The organism is Ferrovibrio xuzhouensis (assembly GCF_042648965.1).
Classification (GTDB): Bacteria; Pseudomonadota; Alphaproteobacteria; order Ferrovibrionales; family Ferrovibrionaceae; genus Ferrovibrio; species Ferrovibrio xuzhouensis.
Genome location: NZ_JBHRYJ010000002.1, coordinates 187,049 through 204,230 on the forward strand (window position 1 = coordinate 187,049; position 17,182 = coordinate 204,230).

General features: G+C 66.5%; 13 protein-coding genes. 6 read left to right on the forward strand and 7 right to left on the reverse strand.

Annotation, left to right across the window (positions count from 1 at the left end):
* Nucleotides 1-11: 11 nt before the first annotated feature.
* The 4 genes from ACFOOQ_RS10940 to ACFOOQ_RS10955 form a co-directional block, all read right to left on the reverse strand.
* The gene (locus tag ACFOOQ_RS10940; RefSeq protein WP_379725970.1) at nt 12-989 is read right to left on the reverse strand and encodes an HpcH/HpaI aldolase/citrate lyase family protein; all 978 of its coding nucleotides are present in this window, start codon (nt 987-989) and stop codon (nt 12-14) included.
* Nucleotides 990-1,086: 97 nt separating this feature from the next.
* Nucleotides 1,087-2,013: a site-specific tyrosine recombinase XerD gene (locus ACFOOQ_RS10945; RefSeq protein ID WP_379725973.1), complete on the reverse strand. Its 927-nt coding sequence runs from the start codon at nt 2,011-2,013 to the stop codon at nt 1,087-1,089.
* Between the two features lie 12 nt (nt 2,014-2,025).
* Nucleotides 2,026-3,933: a hypothetical protein gene (locus ACFOOQ_RS10950; protein ID WP_379725976.1), complete on the reverse strand. Its 1,908-nt coding sequence runs from the start codon at nt 3,931-3,933 to the stop codon at nt 2,026-2,028.
* A 2-nt stretch (nt 3,934-3,935) separates the two neighbouring features.
* Nucleotides 3,936-4,076, reverse strand: coding sequence for a hypothetical protein (locus ACFOOQ_RS10955; RefSeq protein ID WP_379725979.1), 141 nt, complete (start codon nt 4,074-4,076; stop codon nt 3,936-3,938).
* A 331-nt stretch (nt 4,077-4,407) separates the two neighbouring features.
* Between ACFOOQ_RS10955 and ACFOOQ_RS10960 the strand changes: the two genes are divergently transcribed.
* From ACFOOQ_RS10960 to ACFOOQ_RS10970, 3 genes are read left to right on the forward strand one after another with little or no spacing between them, the layout of a single operon-like run.
* A complete protein-coding gene (locus ACFOOQ_RS10960) occupies nt 4,408-4,923 on the forward strand; it encodes a shikimate kinase (protein WP_379727534.1) in 516 nt (171 codons plus the stop codon).
* Between the two features lie 12 nt (nt 4,924-4,935).
* Nucleotides 4,936-6,057, forward strand: a complete 1,122-nt coding sequence (gene aroB, locus ACFOOQ_RS10965; RefSeq protein ID WP_379725982.1) for a 3-dehydroquinate synthase — start codon at nt 4,936-4,938, stop codon at nt 6,055-6,057.
* A 17-nt stretch (nt 6,058-6,074) separates the two neighbouring features.
* Nucleotides 6,075-7,367, forward strand: coding sequence for an HlyC/CorC family transporter (locus tag ACFOOQ_RS10970; protein WP_379725985.1), 1,293 nt, complete (start codon nt 6,075-6,077; stop codon nt 7,365-7,367).
* Between the two features lie 37 nt (nt 7,368-7,404).
* Here ACFOOQ_RS10970 and ACFOOQ_RS10975 read toward each other — a convergent pair whose 3' ends face one another.
* Nucleotides 7,405-7,761, reverse strand: a complete 357-nt coding sequence (locus ACFOOQ_RS10975; protein ID WP_379725988.1) for a ribbon-helix-helix domain-containing protein — start codon at nt 7,759-7,761, stop codon at nt 7,405-7,407.
* Nucleotides 7,762-7,896: 135 nt separating this feature from the next.
* Nucleotides 7,897-8,199: a BolA family protein gene (locus ACFOOQ_RS10980; RefSeq protein WP_379725991.1), complete on the reverse strand. Its 303-nt coding sequence runs from the start codon at nt 8,197-8,199 to the stop codon at nt 7,897-7,899.
* Nucleotides 8,200-8,304: 105 nt separating this feature from the next.
* Here ACFOOQ_RS10980 and ACFOOQ_RS10985 point away from each other — a divergent pair, with 105 nt between their 5' ends.
* The 3 genes from ACFOOQ_RS10985 to cobT are packed head-to-tail and all read left to right on the forward strand — an operon-like array spanning nt 8,305 to nt 11,845.
* Nucleotides 8,305-8,919, forward strand: a complete 615-nt coding sequence (locus ACFOOQ_RS10985; protein ID WP_379725994.1) for a J domain-containing protein — start codon at nt 8,305-8,307, stop codon at nt 8,917-8,919.
* A gap of 54 nt (nt 8,920-8,973) precedes the next feature.
* Nucleotides 8,974-9,975 (forward strand): cobaltochelatase subunit CobS, encoded by a 1,002-nt coding sequence (cobS, locus tag ACFOOQ_RS10990; RefSeq protein WP_379725997.1) that lies wholly within the window; start codon nt 8,974-8,976, stop codon nt 9,973-9,975.
* 7 nt (nt 9,976-9,982) lie between these two features.
* On the forward strand, nt 9,983-11,845 hold the full coding sequence (cobT, locus tag ACFOOQ_RS10995; protein WP_379726000.1) for a cobaltochelatase subunit CobT: 1,863 nt from the start codon (nt 9,983-9,985) through the stop codon (nt 11,843-11,845).
* A gap of 3 nt (nt 11,846-11,848) precedes the next feature.
* On the opposite strand, the gene ACFOOQ_RS11000 is transcribed toward cobT, so the two are convergent.
* A complete protein-coding gene (locus ACFOOQ_RS11000) occupies nt 11,849-17,122 on the reverse strand; it encodes a PAS-domain containing protein (RefSeq protein WP_379726003.1) in 5,274 nt (1,757 codons plus the stop codon).
* Nucleotides 17,123-17,182: the final 60 nt, after the last annotated feature.

The window sequence follows — 17,182 nt, forward strand, 5'->3', positions numbered from 1 at the left end:
ACGGCACGGCGTCAGCCGCGCGCGATCAGCTCCGCCTGTTTGACGATGCCTTCGGCCTGGCGGATCGAGGCGATGTCGATCAGCTTGCCGTCCAGCGCCACGGCGCCCTGGCCCTTGGCCTGGGCCTCCTTCATCGCCTCCAGAATGCGGCGCGCCTTGGTCACTTCCGATTCCGGCGGCGTGTAGACGGTATTGGCGAGCGGAATTTGCGCCGGATGGATCGCCCATTTGCCTTCGCAGCCGAGGATGGCGGCGCGGTTGGCCTGGGCGGTGTAGCCTTCATTGTCGGAGAAATCGCCGAACGGGCCGTCGATCGGCCGCAGGCCGTTGGCCCGCGCCGCCACCACCATACGCGAGATGGCGTAATGCCACATGTCGCCCCAGAAATAGTCGCGCGGCTTGTCGCCGTCCTTGTCGGTCAGGACGCCATAGAGCGGATTGGGACCGCCGATCGAGGTCGTCCGCGCCCGCGTCGAGGCGGCATAATCGGCAACGCCGAAATGCAGGCTTTCCATGCGGGGCGAGGCGGCGGCGATCTCGTGGATGTTCTGCATGCCGAGCGCGGTTTCGATGATCGCCTCGATGCCGATGCGCTTCTTGAATCCCTTCGCCGTCTCGATCTGGGTCAGCAGCATGTCGACGGCATAGATGTCGGCGGCGGTGCCGACCTTCGGCACCATGACGAGGTCGAGCTTGTCGCCGGCATCCTCGATCACCTCGACCACGTCGCGGTACATGTAATGGGTGTCCAGTCCGTTGATACGCACCGACATGGTCTTGGCGCCCCAGTCAATGTCATGCAGCGCCTGGACGATGTTCTTGCGCGCCTGCGGCTTGTCGTCGGGCGCCACGGCATCCTCAAGATCGAGGAAGATCACGTCGGCGGCGGATTTCGCTGCCTTCTCGAACAGCTTGACGCTGCTGCCAGGCACCGCCAGCTCGCAGCGGTTCAGCCGGGCCGGGGCGGGGGTGATCGTCTTGAAGCTCATGGCGCTTAAACTCTCCCATATGGTCTTGCTGCATCTGCTAACTGTCCCTGACGGGCTTGGCAAGCCTGACGTTGTGCGAGGAGGGCGGGTAAGAAAATTACCCTTTGGCCAGAGGATGATGCTGGCGCACCAAGGCCTGTTTCCGCGCCTCCAGCACATGTGTGTAGATCTGGGTCGTGCTGATATCGGCATGGCCGAGCATCTTCTGTACCGCGCGCAGGTCGGCGCCATGGGCCAGCAGATGGCTGGCGAAGGCATGGCGCAGCACATGGGGCGAGACTTTCGCCGGGCTGATGCCGGCGGCCACCGCGAGGTCTTTCAGCAGCTGGCCGAAGCGCTGGCGGGTCAGGTGACCGCTCTCGCCACGCGAGGGGAACAGCCAGGGCGAGGCCTTGCCGCTGATGAAGTCGCCGCGCCAGCCGGCGTAATCCGTGATCGCCTGCCGTGCCGGCTCGCTCAGCGGCACCAGCCGCTCCTTGCCGCCCTTGCCGCGGATCACCAGGAAGCGCGGATCGTCGCCAAACGGCGGCCAGCGCAAACTCACCAGTTCGCTGACCCGCAGGCCGGTGGCATAGAGTACCTCCAGCAATGCAGTCAGCCGGGCGGCTTCCGCCGGTTCCTCGCGCAGCGCGCGAGCCTCGACCAGCAGCCGGTCGACTTCCGTTTCGCTCAGCAGCTTGGGCAGCGGGCGGCCGCGTTTCGGCGCATCGAGCAGGGCGGCCGGATCGTCGCTGCGGATGCCTTCCTGCACCATGAAGCGGAAGAACTGTCGCAGGGCTGACAGCCGCCGCGCCGCGGTGGCGGGCTTCAGTCCGGCATCGGCGAGCCCCTGCACATAGAGGCGCAGGCTGTCGATGCCGACACGTTCCGGCGTTTCCTTGCGGGCGGTCAGATGGCCGGTGAAATCGGTCAGGTCGTTCTGATAGGCGTCGAGGGAATTCTTCGCCAGGCCGCGTTCGGCGCTCAGCATCTCGAGGAAGGCCTCGCCGTGGCGGCCGAGCGGGCTCTGTTGCGGGCGCGCCATGGCGGCGCCGGGTCAGAAGCCGCGCAGCAGCGCGGCTTCCAGTGCCACGGCGCGGGCCGCATCGGTCAGACCGACACTGCGCAGCGCGCCCAGAGCGGTGGCCAGCGACTGGCCGTCGGCCTGCGCCGTGCCGTCGGGGCCGAGCAGCGCCAGCGCCAGCGCGACGCTTTCGGCGCGGGCACCGGCGGAGACGCTGCGCAGCAGGTTGCGCCAGACGGCCAGCGCCGGCTGCTGCCGGGCCGGACCGGTGGCGCCGGCCGGGGTGTCGGCCAGCAGGGCATCCCAGCGTTCGGCCGGCACGGCGATGCCGGCGCCCTCGGCCAGCGCCAGCAGCAGGGCGGCGCGGTTGCTGCGTTCAGCCGGGGTCAGGTCGCCCTGGGTGGCGAGCCAGGCGGTGAAGCGGGCCTCGTCCCAGGCGATATCCGGGCTGCCGGCCAGCAGCAGCATCGGCCAGGCCCGGGCGGCCAGTTCGCCGGCCTTGTCGCGGCCGGCCGGCTGGGCGGCCAGCATGGCGGCCCAGCTGCGCGCGGTCTGCGGTTCGCCGGCGGCCAGCGCCATGCGGATGATCGCCGGTGCCGCCGTAATGAAACCTTCGTCGGGCGCGAGACCGGCCAGCATCGGCTTGTAGAGCTGCGCGGTCGGCAGCTGCAGGTCGCGCGCCTGCGCCAGATCCCAGGCACGCTGCAGCAGGTCGATGCGGGTCCTCGCTTCCTCGGTCGACTGGGCCGACTGGTAGAGATAGGCGGCCGCGCGCGGCGTGGTTTCCCTGTTCTTGCCGCTGGCCATCGCCGTGCGCACGGCGTCGGGAATCTGCATGGCAGCATAGGCCTCGCCCAGCGCCTTCACCGGCAGGGCGCCGAAGGCCGCGGCCTGTTCGGCGGCGGCCAGCCGCTGTTCGGCATCGGCCTTGTCGTAGGTCGCCATGGCCGCCAGCAGGGCCGGCGGCGCCACATCCAGCGCATCCTTGGGCAGCGGCCGGCCGGCGGCGCGCAACATGGCGAAATGAAGCGCGCTGGCACCGCCCAGGGTGTCGACCTTGGCGCGGCTGTCGCCGCGCAGGGCGGCGGCGAGCGCGTTGAAGGCGGGGTCGTTGCCGCCGGCATCGCGCCACAGGCTGAGCGCCAGGTCGCCGCCGGCATAATCCTTGGCGAGATAGCGGCACAGTACGTTGGCTTTCTGCCAGTAGGCCGAGGCATCGGCCTGCAGGCCCCGGGCGACCCGCTCGCAGGCCTGCGGCAAATCGCCCTTCAGCAGGGCGGCATCGACCGGCAGCTGGTCGAGAATGGGGTCCTTCAGGCCGGGCGGCTTCGGCGTCGCCAGTTGCAGCGCGTCGCCGACATCGCCCAGACGATAGAGCTGGGCGATGCGCAGACCGAGCAGGCTTGGCGTGCCCGCCGTGCCGGCGGGGACCTGCGCCGTGGTCAGCAGCAGCCGGCGCTGCAGGTCGCGCAGCGCGAAGGAGCGGGCGGCATCGGGCAGGCTGTCGATGGCGCGCGCGGCCTGGGTCTGGTCGGTACCCTGCCACATGGTGGCGCCGAGGCCGCCATTCGAATCGTCGAGCAGGCCGGCGGTGGACGCATCCGGCGCCTGCAGCGGCTGGATCACGAAGGCGGCGTTCTGGCCGCTGCCGGATGACTGTCCGGCGGGAGAGGTTTCGGCGGCCGGCTGCCCGGTTGCCGGGGGTGTTCCGGCCGGTGGCGTATTGGCCTGCGGCGCGGTACCGGCGGCTGTGCCGGGGACCGCATTGGGGGCGGCCGGCACGGCTGGCGGTGCCGAATCGGTCGGGCCGCCCTGGTTGTTTTGCGGGATCAGGCGAATCGGCTGCGCCTGGGCGGTCGGCAGGATCAGTCCGGCGGCCAGGCAGGCCGCATAACCGGCGGCAACGGCACGATGCCGGTACGGTCTGCCCCCCCGCCGCATGGTCACTTCCCGAGCCGGTCGGCCGGGATCACCTTCTCAACCTTGGCGCGGGGCGCCGGGATGTCCCAATTGGCCAGGAAGGCGGCTCCGCCGCCCAGCAGCAGGACCAGAAACACGAGAAGGGCAATCGACATGCGGGCCATATGGCATCGGCTCCGAACTTGGGGCGGGCGCTGGCAGGCACAGCCAGCCGGGCCCGCGTGCTGGAAATGTGACGCGATTGCTTTATTGTACCGGCGTGGTGCGGCACAGGCAATGCGGCCGGCCATTTACGGAGCCATCGTGACGACAATCGACACAGCCTCCGCCGCCGCGCGACAGGCTGCGGCGCCGGATAGCAGACAGGGCGGCAGCAGGCAGGAGACCGCCGGGCAGGATGCGGCCGGACAGGATGTCGCAGTGCCCGCCGGCGATGGCCGGCAGCGCAGTCCCGTCGGCGATGGCCGGCAGCGCAGTGTCGTGCTGGTCGGGTTGATGGGGGCCGGCAAGAGCTCGGTCGGTCGCCGGCTCGCCAGCCGGATCGGATTCGATTTCGTCGATGCCGATACCGAGATCGAGGCAGCGGCCGGCGCCAGCATCCCGGAAATCTTCGCCGAGCATGGCGAGGCGGTGTTCCGCGACGGCGAGCGCAAGGTGATCGCCCGGCTGCTGGACCGCCCGGGCATCGTGCTGGCCACCGGCGGCGGCGCCTTCATGAACGAGGAAACCCGTGCCCGCATCCGCGACCGCGCGCTGTCGGTCTGGCTCAAGGCCGACCTCGACGTGCTGGTGAAGCGCTGCGCCCGGCGCACGCACCGGCCGCTGCTGAACAACGGCGACCTGCGCGGCACGCTGGCCCGCCTGATGGAACAGCGCTATCCAGTCTATGCTGCGGCCGATTACACAGTGGTCAGCGGCGACGGCCCGCATGACATCGTGGTGGACCAGATTCTTGCCATCCTGCCGGACAGCTACCGGCAGCTTGATGGCGCCGCGCCGCGCGGCGACTGAAGGAAACCGGAGATGAGCGAACGCATCGTGCAGGTGGCGCTGGCCGACCGCGCCTACGAGATCAGGGTGGCGGCCGGCCTGCTGTCGCGTGCCGGCGAGCATATCGCGCCGCTGCTGCACCGGCGCTTTGCGGTGATTGTCACCGACGAGAATGTCGCCGCGCGCCATCTCGACGCCCTGAAGCGGGCGCTGGCGCTGCAGAATATCGGCTGCGAGGCGGTGATCCTGCCGCCGGGCGAAAGCCAGAAGAGCTATGCCGGCTTCGAGCGTCTCAGCGAGGCCCTGCTGGCGCTCAAGGTCGAGCGCCGCGACCATCTGATCGCGCTGGGCGGCGGTGTGATCGGCGATCTCGCCGGTTTCGTCGCCAGCGTGCTGCGCCGTGGCATGGATTTCATCCAGATTCCGACCAGCCTGCTGGCCCAGGTCGACAGTTCGGTGGGCGGCAAGACCGCGATCAACAGCCGGCAGGGCAAGAACCTGATCGGCGCCTTCCACCAGCCGCGCCTGGTGCTGGCCGATGTCGACCTGCTGAATACGCTGTCGCCACGCGAGCTGCGCGCCGGCTATGCCGAGGTGGTGAAATACGGCCTGATCTGCGACGCGCCGTTCTTCGACTGGCTGGAGGCGAACGGCGCCGCGCTGCTGGCCGGCGACCGCAGCTTGCGCATCGAGGCGGTGGCGCGCTCCTGCGCTCACAAGGCGCGCATCGTTGCCGCCGACGAACGCGAACAGGGCGAGCGTGCCCTGCTCAATCTCGGCCATACCTTCGGCCATGCGCTGGAAGCCGAGACCGGCTATTCACAGCGCCTGCTGCATGGCGAGGGCGTCGCCGTCGGCATGGCGCTCGCCTTCCGGCTATCCGCACAACTCGGCCTGTGCGACGCCGCGCTGGCGCCCAGGGTCGAACGGCATCTGGCGGCGAACGGCATGCCGGCGCGGCTGGCCGATGTCGATGGCGCCGCAGGCTTTGCTGCCGGCAAGCTGCTCGACCATATGCGGCAGGACAAGAAGGTGCGCGACGGCCGGCTGGTCTTTATCCTGGCCGAGGCGATCGGCCGCGCCGTGCAGCGCGACGACGTGGCGCCGGCCACGGTCGAGGCCCTGCTGGCCGAACAGCTGACGCAGGCGGCCTGAGCGCAGGAGCGCCGCCCATGAGCGAAACCGAAATCATCGTCTACGGCGTCGCCATTATTGTCCTGCTGGTGCTGTCGGCCTTTTTCTCGATGTCGGAAACCGGCCTGACGGCGGCCTCGCCGCCGCGCATCCATCATCTCGAGGGGCAGGGCAAGCAGCGCGCCACCGTTGTGCTGCGCCTGCTGGAACGCCGTGATCTGCTGCTCAGCTCGATTCTGCTGGGCAACAACCTGGTCAACATCCTTGCCTCCGCGCTGGCGACCAACCTGCTGATTGCCCTGTTCGGCAGCGCCGGCGTCGTCTATGCCACCATCGCCATGACCGTGCTGGTGCTGGTGTTCGGCGAGGTAATGCCGAAGACCTATGCGATCAACAAGCCGGAGCGCGTGGCGCTCGGCGTAGCGCCGGTGATTGACGTCATCGTGCGGGTGACGGCGCCGGTGCTGCATGCGGTGCAGTGGTTCGGCAGCCGCGTGCTGCGGCTGTTCGGCGTGCATATCACCCGCGAGCAGGTGCTGAGTGCCAGCGAGGAATTTCGCTCGACCCTGCAGCTGCATGCCGAGGAAGGCACCATGGTCAAGCACGAGCGCGACATGCTCGGCTCGATCCTCGACCTTGAAGAGGTGCCGGTCGGCGACATCATGGTGCACCGGCGCAACATGGTGATGCTGGACGCCGACCTGCCGCCGCACGAAATCGTGCAGCAGGTGCTGGCCAGCCCGCATACCCGCATCCCGGTGTGGCGCGGCGAACCGGAGAATGTGATCGGCGTGCTGCATGCCAAGGATCTGCTGCGCGCCCTGTCAGCCGTGCAGTTCGAGGTTGCCCGCATCGACCTGGCGCGGCTGGTCTCGCCGCCGTGGTTTGTGCCGGAAACCACCACCTTGCGCGGCCAGCTGAATGCCTTCCGCCAGCGCCGGGCGCATTTCGCCCTCGTGGTCGATGAATACGGCGCCATCATGGGCCTGGTGACGCTGGAAGACATTCTGGAAGAGATCGTCGGCGACATCCGCGATGAGCATGACCCGGCCAGCCGGCTGTACCGGCGCCAGGCCGATGGCGCGCTGGTGGTCGACGGCATGGCGACGATCCGCGACCTCAACCGCCAGTTCGACTGGCATTTACCGGACGACGACGCGACCACCATCGCCGGCCTCGTGCTGCACGAGGCGCAGATGATCCCGGATCCCGGGCAGATCTTCGTGTTCCATGGATTCCGCTTCGAGATCCTGCGACGCCATCGCCACCAGATCACATTGCTGAAGCTGACACCGATTCCCGAAGGCGAACCCGCCAGCTCCCAGAGCTAGGGGCGGCATTACCCACAGGCGCCGGGGCGCCGGGCCTTCAGCCGTGGGTTTCTTCCTGGCCGCTGCCATCCAGCCGGACCGCCCGGAAACCGCCGTCGCCGAGCGCGACCGGGGGCGTCGCGCCGATGCCGGAGCGGCTGATAAAATAGGTCAGGATCGCGCTGCGGACCCGCGAGGTCAGGGTCTTTTCATGCCGCATCGGATCGCGGTCGACCCGGGTGGCGAAGGCATGGCGGTCGATGCCCTCGCTGGTGCAGATCGCGTCCAGCGCGGCCCATTCCACCCGCTCGAGGCGGATACTGGTGCGGCCGCGTTCAAGCCGCAGGTTGCGGGTGACGAGGCTGGGGCCGCTGGGCGGCACATCGAGATGGGCGGGGCGTCGTGTCACAGGCATAACACAACCCATAATATCTCTTTCTGCAATTTTCAAATAATAAGGTTGCAGAATACAAAAATTATAACGTGTCAGATTGTAGGTATACTTTTTAACACTATCTCTACCGTAAGGTTTCCAAGCGTTTGCAGAGGATTACCCATTCGTCCCGCCTGATGGTCCTGCGGCTTCGGTCGGGCTGAGGGCCGTCACCGCCAGGGCGTGCACCGGACCGGCCAGTTCCTCGGCCAGAATCCGGTAGACCAGCCGCTGGCGCTGGACCCGGGTCTGGCCGGCAAACTGTGCCGAAACCACGGTCAGGCGGAAATGCGTCTCGCCGGCGGCCAGCCCCTTCATGGCGGCATGACCGGCATGGCGGGCGGATTCATCCTCCAGGTCCAGCCGGAGCGGCGCCAGCGCGTCGGTCAGCTTGGCGGTGATGCGGGCGGCGATCGACATGGGAAAATCCTTAACCGGTTGAGAAATTTACAATCCAATGCAGAGGGTAGGGCAGAGGCAATCGCCTTGCCAGTATTCCCCCGGCAACCCATACTCTGAGGCATCATGACCCGTGCCCGTTCAGCACAGCGACGGATTTTTCTCGACGCCGCGGCGGAAGCCGCTTTCGGCCGCGCCGGCCTGCGCCAGTGCGATCATCCGAACTGCGCTGCGGAGGGCCTGTTTCCGGCACCGAAAAGCCGGGAACCGCGCGACGGCCGCTGGCATTTCTGTCTCGAACATGTGCGGCAGTACAATTCCGGCTGGGATTTTTTCCGCGGCATGAGTGACGCCGAGGTCCTGCGCTATCAGCGCGAGGACGTGCTGGGCCATCGGCCGACCTGGCGGATCGGCACCAAGCCGCAAAGCGAGGAGCCGCAGGTCTGGGTCAAGGACGATCTCGGCATCCTCGCCGATGTCGGCGTCATCCTGGGTGCTGCCCGGCGCAAGAGTCCTGCCGAACTGCGGCTGCATCCGCGCGAGCGCGAGGCGCTGACGGAACTGGGTTTCGACATCACGACTTTGTCGCTGCCGCTGCGGAAAGCGCAGATCAAGGCGCAGTACAAGGTCATGGTGAAGCGTTACCACCCGGACGCGAATGGCGGTGACCGCGCCGCGGAAGAAAGGCTGAAAACCATCAACCAGGCCTATGCCTATCTGCAAACGCGTGGCTATACTTGACGCGCCATTCCTCCCAGACGGCCAGTTAAGCCCAAGAAAACCCCGAGAGTGACGATGACGGCCCTTCAGACCAAGCCAGTTTCCGCGCCGGCGAGCGACATGCCGGATATCACGATTTCCGTGCGCGACGTGTTCGGTATCGACAGCGACATGCAGGTGCCGGCGTTCAGCCAGCCGACCGAGCATGTGCCGGATCTCGATCCGGCCTATCGCTTCGATCGCGAGACCACCCTCGCCATACTGGCCGGCTTTGCCTACAACCGCCGCGTCATGGTTCAGGGTTACCATGGGACCGGCAAATCCACCCATATCGAGCAGGTCGCCGCCCGCCTCAACTGGCCCTGCGTGCGCGTCAACCTCGACAGCCATATCAGCCGCATCGACCTGGTCGGCAAGGACGCCATCGTGCTGCGCGACGGCAAGCAGGTCACCGAATTCCGCGAAGGCATCCTGCCCTGGGCACTGCAGTCGCCGGTGGCACTGGTGTTTGACGAATACGATGCCGGCCGTCCGGACGTGATGTTCGTGATCCAGCGCGTGCTGGAAGTCGAAGGCAAGCTGACCCTGCTCGACCAGAACCGGGTGATCCGGCCGCACAAGGCCTTTCGCCTGTTCTCGACTGCCAACACCATCGGCCTTGGCGATACCACGGGCCTCTATCACGGCACCCAGCAGATCAATCAGGGCCAGATGGACCGCTGGAGCATCGTCTGCACGCTCAACTACCTGCCGGCCGATGACGAAGTCGGCATCGTGCTGGCCAAGTCGCCGACCTATACCGGCGACAAGGGCAAGAAGACGATCCAGAACATGGTCGCCGTGGCCGACCTGACCCGCGCCGGCTTCATCAACGGCGACATCTCGACGGTGATGAGCCCGCGCACGGTGATCACCTGGGCCGAGAATGCCCGCATCTTCAACGATGTCGGCTTCGCCTTCCGGCTCACCTTCCTCAACAAGTGCGACGAGCTCGAGCGGCCGATGGTGGCGGAATACTACCAGCGCTGCTTCGGCGAGGAGCTGCCGGAGACCGCCGCCAAGGCCGACCTGAAGTAGGCCGGATATGGCCGGCAAGCCGGAAAGCCCGATCGAACCGTTCAAGCGCGCGCTGAGTGCAGCGACGCGGGCGATCTCGCATGATCGCGACCTGCAGGTTTCCTATGGTCCGGAGACACCGGGCCTGCGCGGCAAGCGGGCTCGCCTGCCGGTGCCGGGCCGCGACCTGCCGGCGGCCGAGGTCGCGCAGATCCGCGGCCTCGCCGATGCCATGGCGCTCAGGCTGCGCCATCACGACGACAGCCTGCATTCCCGCCTGCTGCCCCAGGGCGGTACGGCGCGTGCGGTATTCGATGCCGTCGAACAGGCGCGCGTCGAGGCGATCGGCAGCAACCGCATGGCCGGCGTGGCGCTGAACCTGAACGCGGCGCTCGACGACCGCTGCAAGAGCCGCGGTTATGCCAAGGTCAAGGACCGCTCGGAAGCGCCGCTGGCCGATGTGCTCGGGCTGCTGGCCCGCGAGCGGCTGACCGGCCAGGCAATCCCGGCATCGGCGCAGAAGATGGTCGGCTACTGGCGCGACTGGATCGAGGAGAAGGCTGGCGGCGACCTCGACCAGTTGATGACAAAGATTGGCGACCAGCGTGCCTTCGCCAAAGTCGCGCGCCGGCTGATCAAGGACCTCGACCTCGGCGACGAGGAAAGCGGCGATCTCGACGACGAGAGCGAGGGCGAGGACGACAACGCCGAGGGCCAGCAGCCGCAGAGCGAATCCGACGGCGAGGATTCCGAACAGGGCGAGGCGGCCTCCAGCGGTATGCAGCAGGCCGACGCGGCCGATGCCTCGGGCGGCGAGGCCGTCGAGATGGAATCCGAATCCGGCATGGAGCAGGAAGTCGCCGGTTCCGGCGAGGAAGCCGGCAAGGGCCGTCGTCCGCCGGGTTCCGACATGGCCGGTCACGGCCGCGAAGCCACCTACAAGGCTTTCACCAAGCAGTATGACGAAGTGGTGGTCGCCGACGACCTGTGCGACACCGAAGAGCTGGCGCGGCTGCGTCATCATCTCGACCAGCAGCTCAGCCATCTGCAGTCAGTGGTCGGCAAGCTGGCCAACCGGCTGCAGCGCCGCCTGCTCGCCAAGCAGACGCGGTCGTGGGATTTCGACCTCGAGGAAGGCATCCTCGATGCCGCGCGGCTCGCCCGCGTAGTTGCCAACCCGACCCTGCCGCTCAGCTACAAGCAGGAAACCGATACCGATTTCCGCGATACCGTCGTCACCCTGCTGATCGACAACTCCGGCTCGATGCGCGGCCGGCCGATCACCGTGGCGGCGATGTGCGCCGACATCCTCGCCCGCACGCTGGAACGCTGCGCGGTCAAGGTCGAAATTCTCGGATTTACCACGCGCGCCTGGAAGGGCGGCCAGAGCCGCGAGAAATGGCTGTCGGACAGCAAGCCCGCCCATCCCGGCCGTCTCAACGACCTGCGTCATATCGTCTACAAGGGCGCCGACCAGCCCTGGCGGCGGGCGCGACGCAACCTCGGGCTGATGCTGCGCGAGGGATTGCTGAAAGAGAATATCGACGGCGAGGCACTGCTGTGGGCGCATGAACGCCTGATCGGCCGGCCCGAACAGCGCCGCATCCTGATGGTCATTTCGGACGGCGCGCCGGTCGATGATTCGACCCTGTCGGTCAATCCTGGCAATTATCTCGATCGCCACCTGCGCGAGGTGATCGACTGGATCGAGAAGCGTTCGCCGGTCGAATTGACCGCCATCGGCATCGGCCACGATGTCACCCGCTACTACAAGCGGGCGGTGACCATCGTCGATGCCGAACAGCTTGGCGGCGCCATGATGGAAAAACTGGCCGAGCTGTTCGACGAGGCCCCGCCGATGCTGCGGGTCGGACCTCGCCGCGCCGCCTGATTTTCAGTTCAGCTTTTTCAGCGACGACAGCAGGTTGCCGAGACCGGTCTTGGCATTGGCGCTGAGGCCGCCTGGTGTCGGAGCGTCGGGGCTGGCCGGTGCCGCATCACCGGCCGTTGCAGCGATCGCACTGCCGGCGCCGAGCGCCCGGTTCATCGCCCCGATCAGCTGCGGCAGGGAGATCGGCTTGGCGGCATAATCGTCCATGCCGGCCGTCAGATAAGCCTCACGGTCGCCTTCCATTGCATTGGCGGTCAGGGCGACGATCGGGATGCGTGCGGCTTCGCCCGGCAGGCTGCGGATCGTGCGGGTCGCCGTCATGCCGTCCATTTCCGGCATCTGCACGTCCATCAGAACGATGTCGTAGGGCGCCTTCTGCACCTGCTCGCAGGCTTCGATACCGTTGGTCACCATGTCGACCTGGTGGCCGAGCTGGCGCAGCATCATGCCGATCACCATCTGGTTCACCTGGTTGTCCTCGGCGACGAGAATGCGCAGCAGGCGGCGCGTGGCGGGGCCTTCCACCGCTTCCGGGCGCTGCGCCTCGACGACCGGCTCGCCTTCCGGCAGCGTGACGGTGAACCAGAAGGTGCTGCCTCTGCCCTCGACGCTGTCGATGCCGATGGTGCCGCCCATCAGTTCGACCAGCTGCTTCGAGATGGCAAGCCCGAGCCCGGTGCCGCCGAAGCGCCGGGCGATCGAGGTGTCGGCCTGACTGAACTGGCTGAACAGGTTGCCGACCTTGTCCGCGGCGATGCCGATGCCGGTATCGCACACCTTCACGGTAATCGCGTGGTGCCCATCATCGGCAGGATGGCTGGCGACGAGAATCTCGATCTGGCCCGTATCGGTGAACTTGATGGCATTGCCGACCAGATTCAGCATGATCTGGCGCAGGCGACCGGTGTCGCCCTTCAGATAGCGCGGCGCCTCGGCCGGCACCTGGGCCGAGAGCTGCAGGCCTTTCATGACTGCCCGCGGATTCATCATCGAGATGATGCTCTCGATCAGTTGCGGCAGGTCGAAATCCAGTGCCTCGAGCGTGATCTTGCCGGCCTCAAGCTTGGAAAAGTCGAGGATGTCGTTGATCAGCGTCAGCAGATGCTCGGCCGAACCGCGGGCCGTCGACAGCAGCTTGCCCTGATGTGCCGTCAGCTCGGTATTCAGCATCAGGCCGATGGTGCCGAGAACACCGTTCATCGGCGTGCGGATCTCGTGGCTCATCATCGCCAGGAATTCCGACTTCGCCCGGCTGGCTTCCTCGGCGCGGTCCTTCTCGACGGCATAACTGTCGGCCAGTTCGCGCAGGCGATAGGCCTGTTCCTCGACCTGGCGGTTGGCCGCCTGCAGGTTGGCGACATGGCGTTCCAGTGCCGCCTGTTGGTCCTTGAGCGCGGTGATGTCGCGGGCGACGGTCACGATGCCGCCATCGGCGGTGCGCTGTTCCTGCACCAGCAGCCAGCGGCCGCTTTGGGTCAGCCGTTCCATCACCGGTCCGGGATTCTGATGGGCCTTGACCCGGGTCGCAACCCAGGCCTCGGGGTCGCTGTCGCCGGCATGCCCCTTGGCAAGCCGGCTGCGCGTCAGTTCCTCGAAGGTCATGCCAGGGCGCGCCACATCCCGCATGTCGGGGTAATAATCGAGGATCCGCCGGTTGAACATGACGATTCGATCTTCGCTGTCATACAGCACGAAGCCTTCGTCGATGGCCTCGATCGCATCGCGCAGTTTCTGCTCGGCCTGCTTCAGGGCGGTGATGTCGGTCCCGATGCCGACGATGCCGCCTTCGGCCGTGCGCTGCTCACGGATCAGGATCCAGCGGCCGTCGTCGAGCTGGCGTTCGATCGGACCGGTCGGGTTGCGATGACTGGCGAGGCGCTCGGCGATCCAGGCCTCCTCGCTGCCGGCGGCCGCGGGGAAAGCTCCCAGTGCCATGCCGCGACGCAGGATCTCCTCGAAGCTGGCGCCGGGCCGCAGAATGGCAGCCAGCGGCCAGTAATATTCGACGAAGCGCTGGTTGAACAGAACGATCCGATCGTCGGCGTCGTAGAGGATGAAGCCTTCGTTGGTCGCCTCGATGGCATCGCGCAGGCGCTGTTCAGCCCGCTTCAGGTCGCTGATGTCGCCGACGATGGAGATCAGGCCGCCATCGGCCGTGCGGTGGCGCTGAGTGCGCAGCCAGTGGCCGGGAAACAGTTCGGCATCGATCGGCTCGCCGCTCGGCTCGCGGAAGTCCTGCCGCAGGGCCGCAATATAGGCATCGACGTCAAGGCCCGGCGTGAGTTCGGCCCGCCGGGCCGTGGCTGCCCGCAGGACCTCCTCGTTGTGGATGCCGACTTTCACTACAGCCGGATCATGGCCGGTCAGTGCATAGAAGCGGGCATTGGCCATGACGAGGTAGCCGTCACGGTCATACAGAGCGAAGCCTTCGGCCAGCGCTTCGATGGCATCGCGCAGACGTTGTTCGGCCCGCTTGAGGTCACTGATATCGGCAAAGACGGTGATGACGCCGCCATCGGCCGTGCGCCGCCGCACCATACGCAGCCAGACATCCGGATAGGGCTGGGCATCGACCGGATTGCCGGTCGGGTCCCAGAATTCCTTGGTGATCTGCTCGACATAGGCTTCGCGGTCGAAATCCGCGTCGTAATTCCGCCGGTCCAAAGTCAGGCGCATGATTTCGCTGAAATGCACGCCGGGCTGGATGAGGGCCGGGTCCTGGCGAGTCACCTCGTAATAGCGGTGGTTGGCCATGACCAGATAGCCATCGCGATCATAGAGCAGGAAGCCCTCGTCCAGTGTCTCGATGGCGTCGCGTAGGCGCTGCTCGGCCAGCTTGAGGTCGGTGATATCGGAAAACACACTGATCTTGCCGCCGATTGAGGTCCGCTTGCGGGTCAGGCGGACCCAGCGGTCGGGCCTGCCCTCAAAGACAGCATGGATATCCAGCGGCTTTCCGGTGATTTCCCTGAATTCCTGCCGCCGTACCGCGAGGAAGGCCTGCGCGTCGAAATTCGGATCCTGTTTCCGGTGGTGCTCGACCAGGATTGTCATGACCTCCTCGAAGGTCGTGCCTGGCTTGACGACATCGGGGTCGTGGCCGGAAAGGTCATAGAAGCGCTGGTTTGCCATGACGATGCGGTCGTCGGCATCATACAGGATGAGTCCATCGCCGATGCTGGCGAAGGCATCGGACAGAAACAGTTCGGCCTTCTTGAGGTCGCTGATATCGCTGATCACCGAAATGGTGCTGCCATCGTCGGTGCGCCGGCGAATGGTGCGCAGCCACAGGCCGGGCAGATACTCGCCATAGACCGGCTCACCCGAAGGATTGAGGTAATCGCGACGCAGATTTCCGGTGAAGTCGTCCGGCGTGCCCTGCGGCCAGTGCTCGCGGCGCAGTCCAGCCACCATTTCCGCGATGTCTTCCTGTCGCGTGCCAGGGCCGACCAGTTTGGGATCATGGCGGGTCAGTTCGTAGAACCGGCTGTTGGCCAGCACCAGCCGGTGATCCGGGCCGTAGAGCGCAAAACCGTCGGACAGGCTTTCGATGGCATCGCGCAGGCGCCGCTCGGCCCGTTTCAGGTCGGAAATGTCATAGATGACCGAGATGGTGCTGCCGTCGGACGTGCGGTGGCGCACATTGCGCAGCCACAGGCCCGGCAGATGCTCGCCATCGACCGGGGCGCCGGTCGGATTGTCGAAATCGTCGATCAGCTTCTGCACGAAACCGTCGTTTGCCTGGCCACCCCAGGCCTGCTGGCGCCGTTGGGCAATGATACGGGCAACATCATGGTAGGAGATGCCGATTTTCACCTCTGCCGGATCATGCCCGGTCAGTTCGTAAAAACGCCGGTTGGCCAGGCGCAGGCGATTGTCGGGTCCGTACAGGGTGAAGCCTTCCGCCAGGCTTTCGATGGCATCGCGCAGGCGCTGTCGCGCGACAACCAGGTCGGAGATATCCGACACGATGCTGATGACGCCGCCATCGGCGGTGCGGTGGCGCACGGTGCGCAGCCAGTAACCCGGGCGAGCCTCGACGTCGAAGGGCTGCCCGCTCGGATTCTCAAAATCCGCTCGCAGGCCGGCGACATAGGCTTCAGCCTCCGCCGCACGGTCGTTGTCATGGCCGATGGCCGCAATGCTGGCGAGAATCTCGTCATTGTGGCTGCCGGGCCGGATTTTTGCCGGGTCGTGGCCGGTCAGTTCGTAGAAGCGGGCATTCACCGTGATCAGGCGGCCGTCGCTGCCAAACAGGGCAAAGCCCTCTGACAGGGCCTCGATGGCATCGCCAAGCCGCTGTTCCGCCGCGCGGGTGCGGTGCATCTGCCGCTTCAGCAGGACGAGGAAGCCGCCTGCGGCGATGGCGGCCAGCAGCAGGGCGCCGAAACCGAACAGCACGTTTTCATACCACGAGGACAGGGCATCATCGGCGGCGATGCCGGCGGCGACCAGCAGCGGGTAGCCGGCGACATGCCGATAGACCATGAAGCGGGGGGTATGGTCGACAAGGCCGCCGTTGAAGAACTCGATCACACTCTTGTCGGTCGCTCCGGCGAGTTTTGTCCAGTTATGGATGCGGGTGCCGATGCCGGCATCGTCGTGATCGGGAATCCGGATCAGTCGCACGCCATCGTCGTTGACCAGCGCCAGCAGGGTGTTTGGCGTGACCTGAGCCTCGCGGTAGAAGGCGGCGAAGTAGTTCGGATCGATGCCGGCCGCAACGATGCCGCCGAAGCTGCCGTCTGGCTTGTTGTAGCGGCGGCTGACGCTGATGGTCCATTGGCCGGTGATGCGGCTCTTCAGTGGCGGGCCGATATACAGGCCGGCGTGCGGATGTTCGGCGTGGGTCTGGAAATAACTGCGGTCGACGCCATTGAACTTGCGCGGGATGATGGTTTCGCTGTCGACGATCGAATCGCCGTGCTCGTCGAGCACGATATAGGCACGAATCTGCGGCAGGTCGGCGAGCCGGGTATTCATTCGCTGGCGCAGGGCGGACAGCGTGTTGATCGGCAGGGTGCCGGCAACGCCACTCATGGTCTCGGTGAAATCGGTGAGGAAGATGTCGACGGCGGCAAGGCTGCGGCCGGCATGTTCCTCCAGCGTCGCGGTGAGCGCGCGGGCGGTTGCCTGGCCCGCCGCGATATCGTCACGATACTGCCGGTATAACTGGATGCCGAGAATCAGCGCGAGCAGCAGCAGCAGGCCCGCGACAAACAATGCCGGCGCCCGCATCATGCGGTTCTGGGACGTCGCTCGGTTGGTGGCCGTCATGGCTCCCGGCGGATCTCGAAAGGTGAAGGAAGCATAGCCCATGCACCCCTTGCGACAAGG

Excerpts from the sequence above, each read along its gene's own strand:
- ACFOOQ_RS10945 (WP_379725973.1), bottom strand. The coding sequence starts at position 2,013 with ATGGCGCGCCCGCAACAGAGCCCGCTCGGCCGCCACGGCGAGGCCTTC.
- ACFOOQ_RS10980 (WP_379725991.1), bottom strand. The coding sequence starts at position 8,199 with ATGTCGATCGCCGCCCGCATCACCGCCAAGCTGACCGACGCGCTGGCG.
- aroB (WP_379725982.1), top strand. The coding sequence starts at position 4,936 with ATGAGCGAACGCATCGTGCAGGTGGCGCTGGCCGACCGCGCCTACGAG.
- ACFOOQ_RS10940 (WP_379725970.1), bottom strand. The coding sequence starts at position 989 with ATGAGCTTCAAGACGATCACCCCCGCCCCGGCCCGGCTGAACCGCTGC.
- ACFOOQ_RS11000 (WP_379726003.1), bottom strand. The coding sequence starts at position 17,122 with ATGACGGCCACCAACCGAGCGACGTCCCAGAACCGCATGATGCGGGCG.
- cobT (WP_379726000.1), top strand. The coding sequence starts at position 9,983 with ATGGCCGGCAAGCCGGAAAGCCCGATCGAACCGTTCAAGCGCGCGCTG.
- ACFOOQ_RS10955 (WP_379725979.1), bottom strand. The coding sequence starts at position 4,076 with ATGGCCCGCATGTCGATTGCCCTTCTCGTGTTTCTGGTCCTGCTGCTG.
- ACFOOQ_RS10960 (WP_379727534.1), top strand. The coding sequence starts at position 4,408 with ATGGGGGCCGGCAAGAGCTCGGTCGGTCGCCGGCTCGCCAGCCGGATC.
- ACFOOQ_RS10985 (WP_379725994.1), top strand. The coding sequence starts at position 8,305 with ATGACCCGTGCCCGTTCAGCACAGCGACGGATTTTTCTCGACGCCGCG.
- ACFOOQ_RS10970 (WP_379725985.1), top strand. The coding sequence starts at position 6,075 with ATGAGCGAAACCGAAATCATCGTCTACGGCGTCGCCATTATTGTCCTG.
- cobS (WP_379725997.1), top strand. The coding sequence starts at position 8,974 with ATGACGGCCCTTCAGACCAAGCCAGTTTCCGCGCCGGCGAGCGACATG.
- ACFOOQ_RS10975 (WP_379725988.1), bottom strand. The coding sequence starts at position 7,761 with ATGCCTGTGACACGACGCCCCGCCCATCTCGATGTGCCGCCCAGCGGC.
- ACFOOQ_RS10950 (WP_379725976.1), bottom strand. The coding sequence starts at position 3,933 with ATGCGGCGGGGGGGCAGACCGTACCGGCATCGTGCCGTTGCCGCCGGT.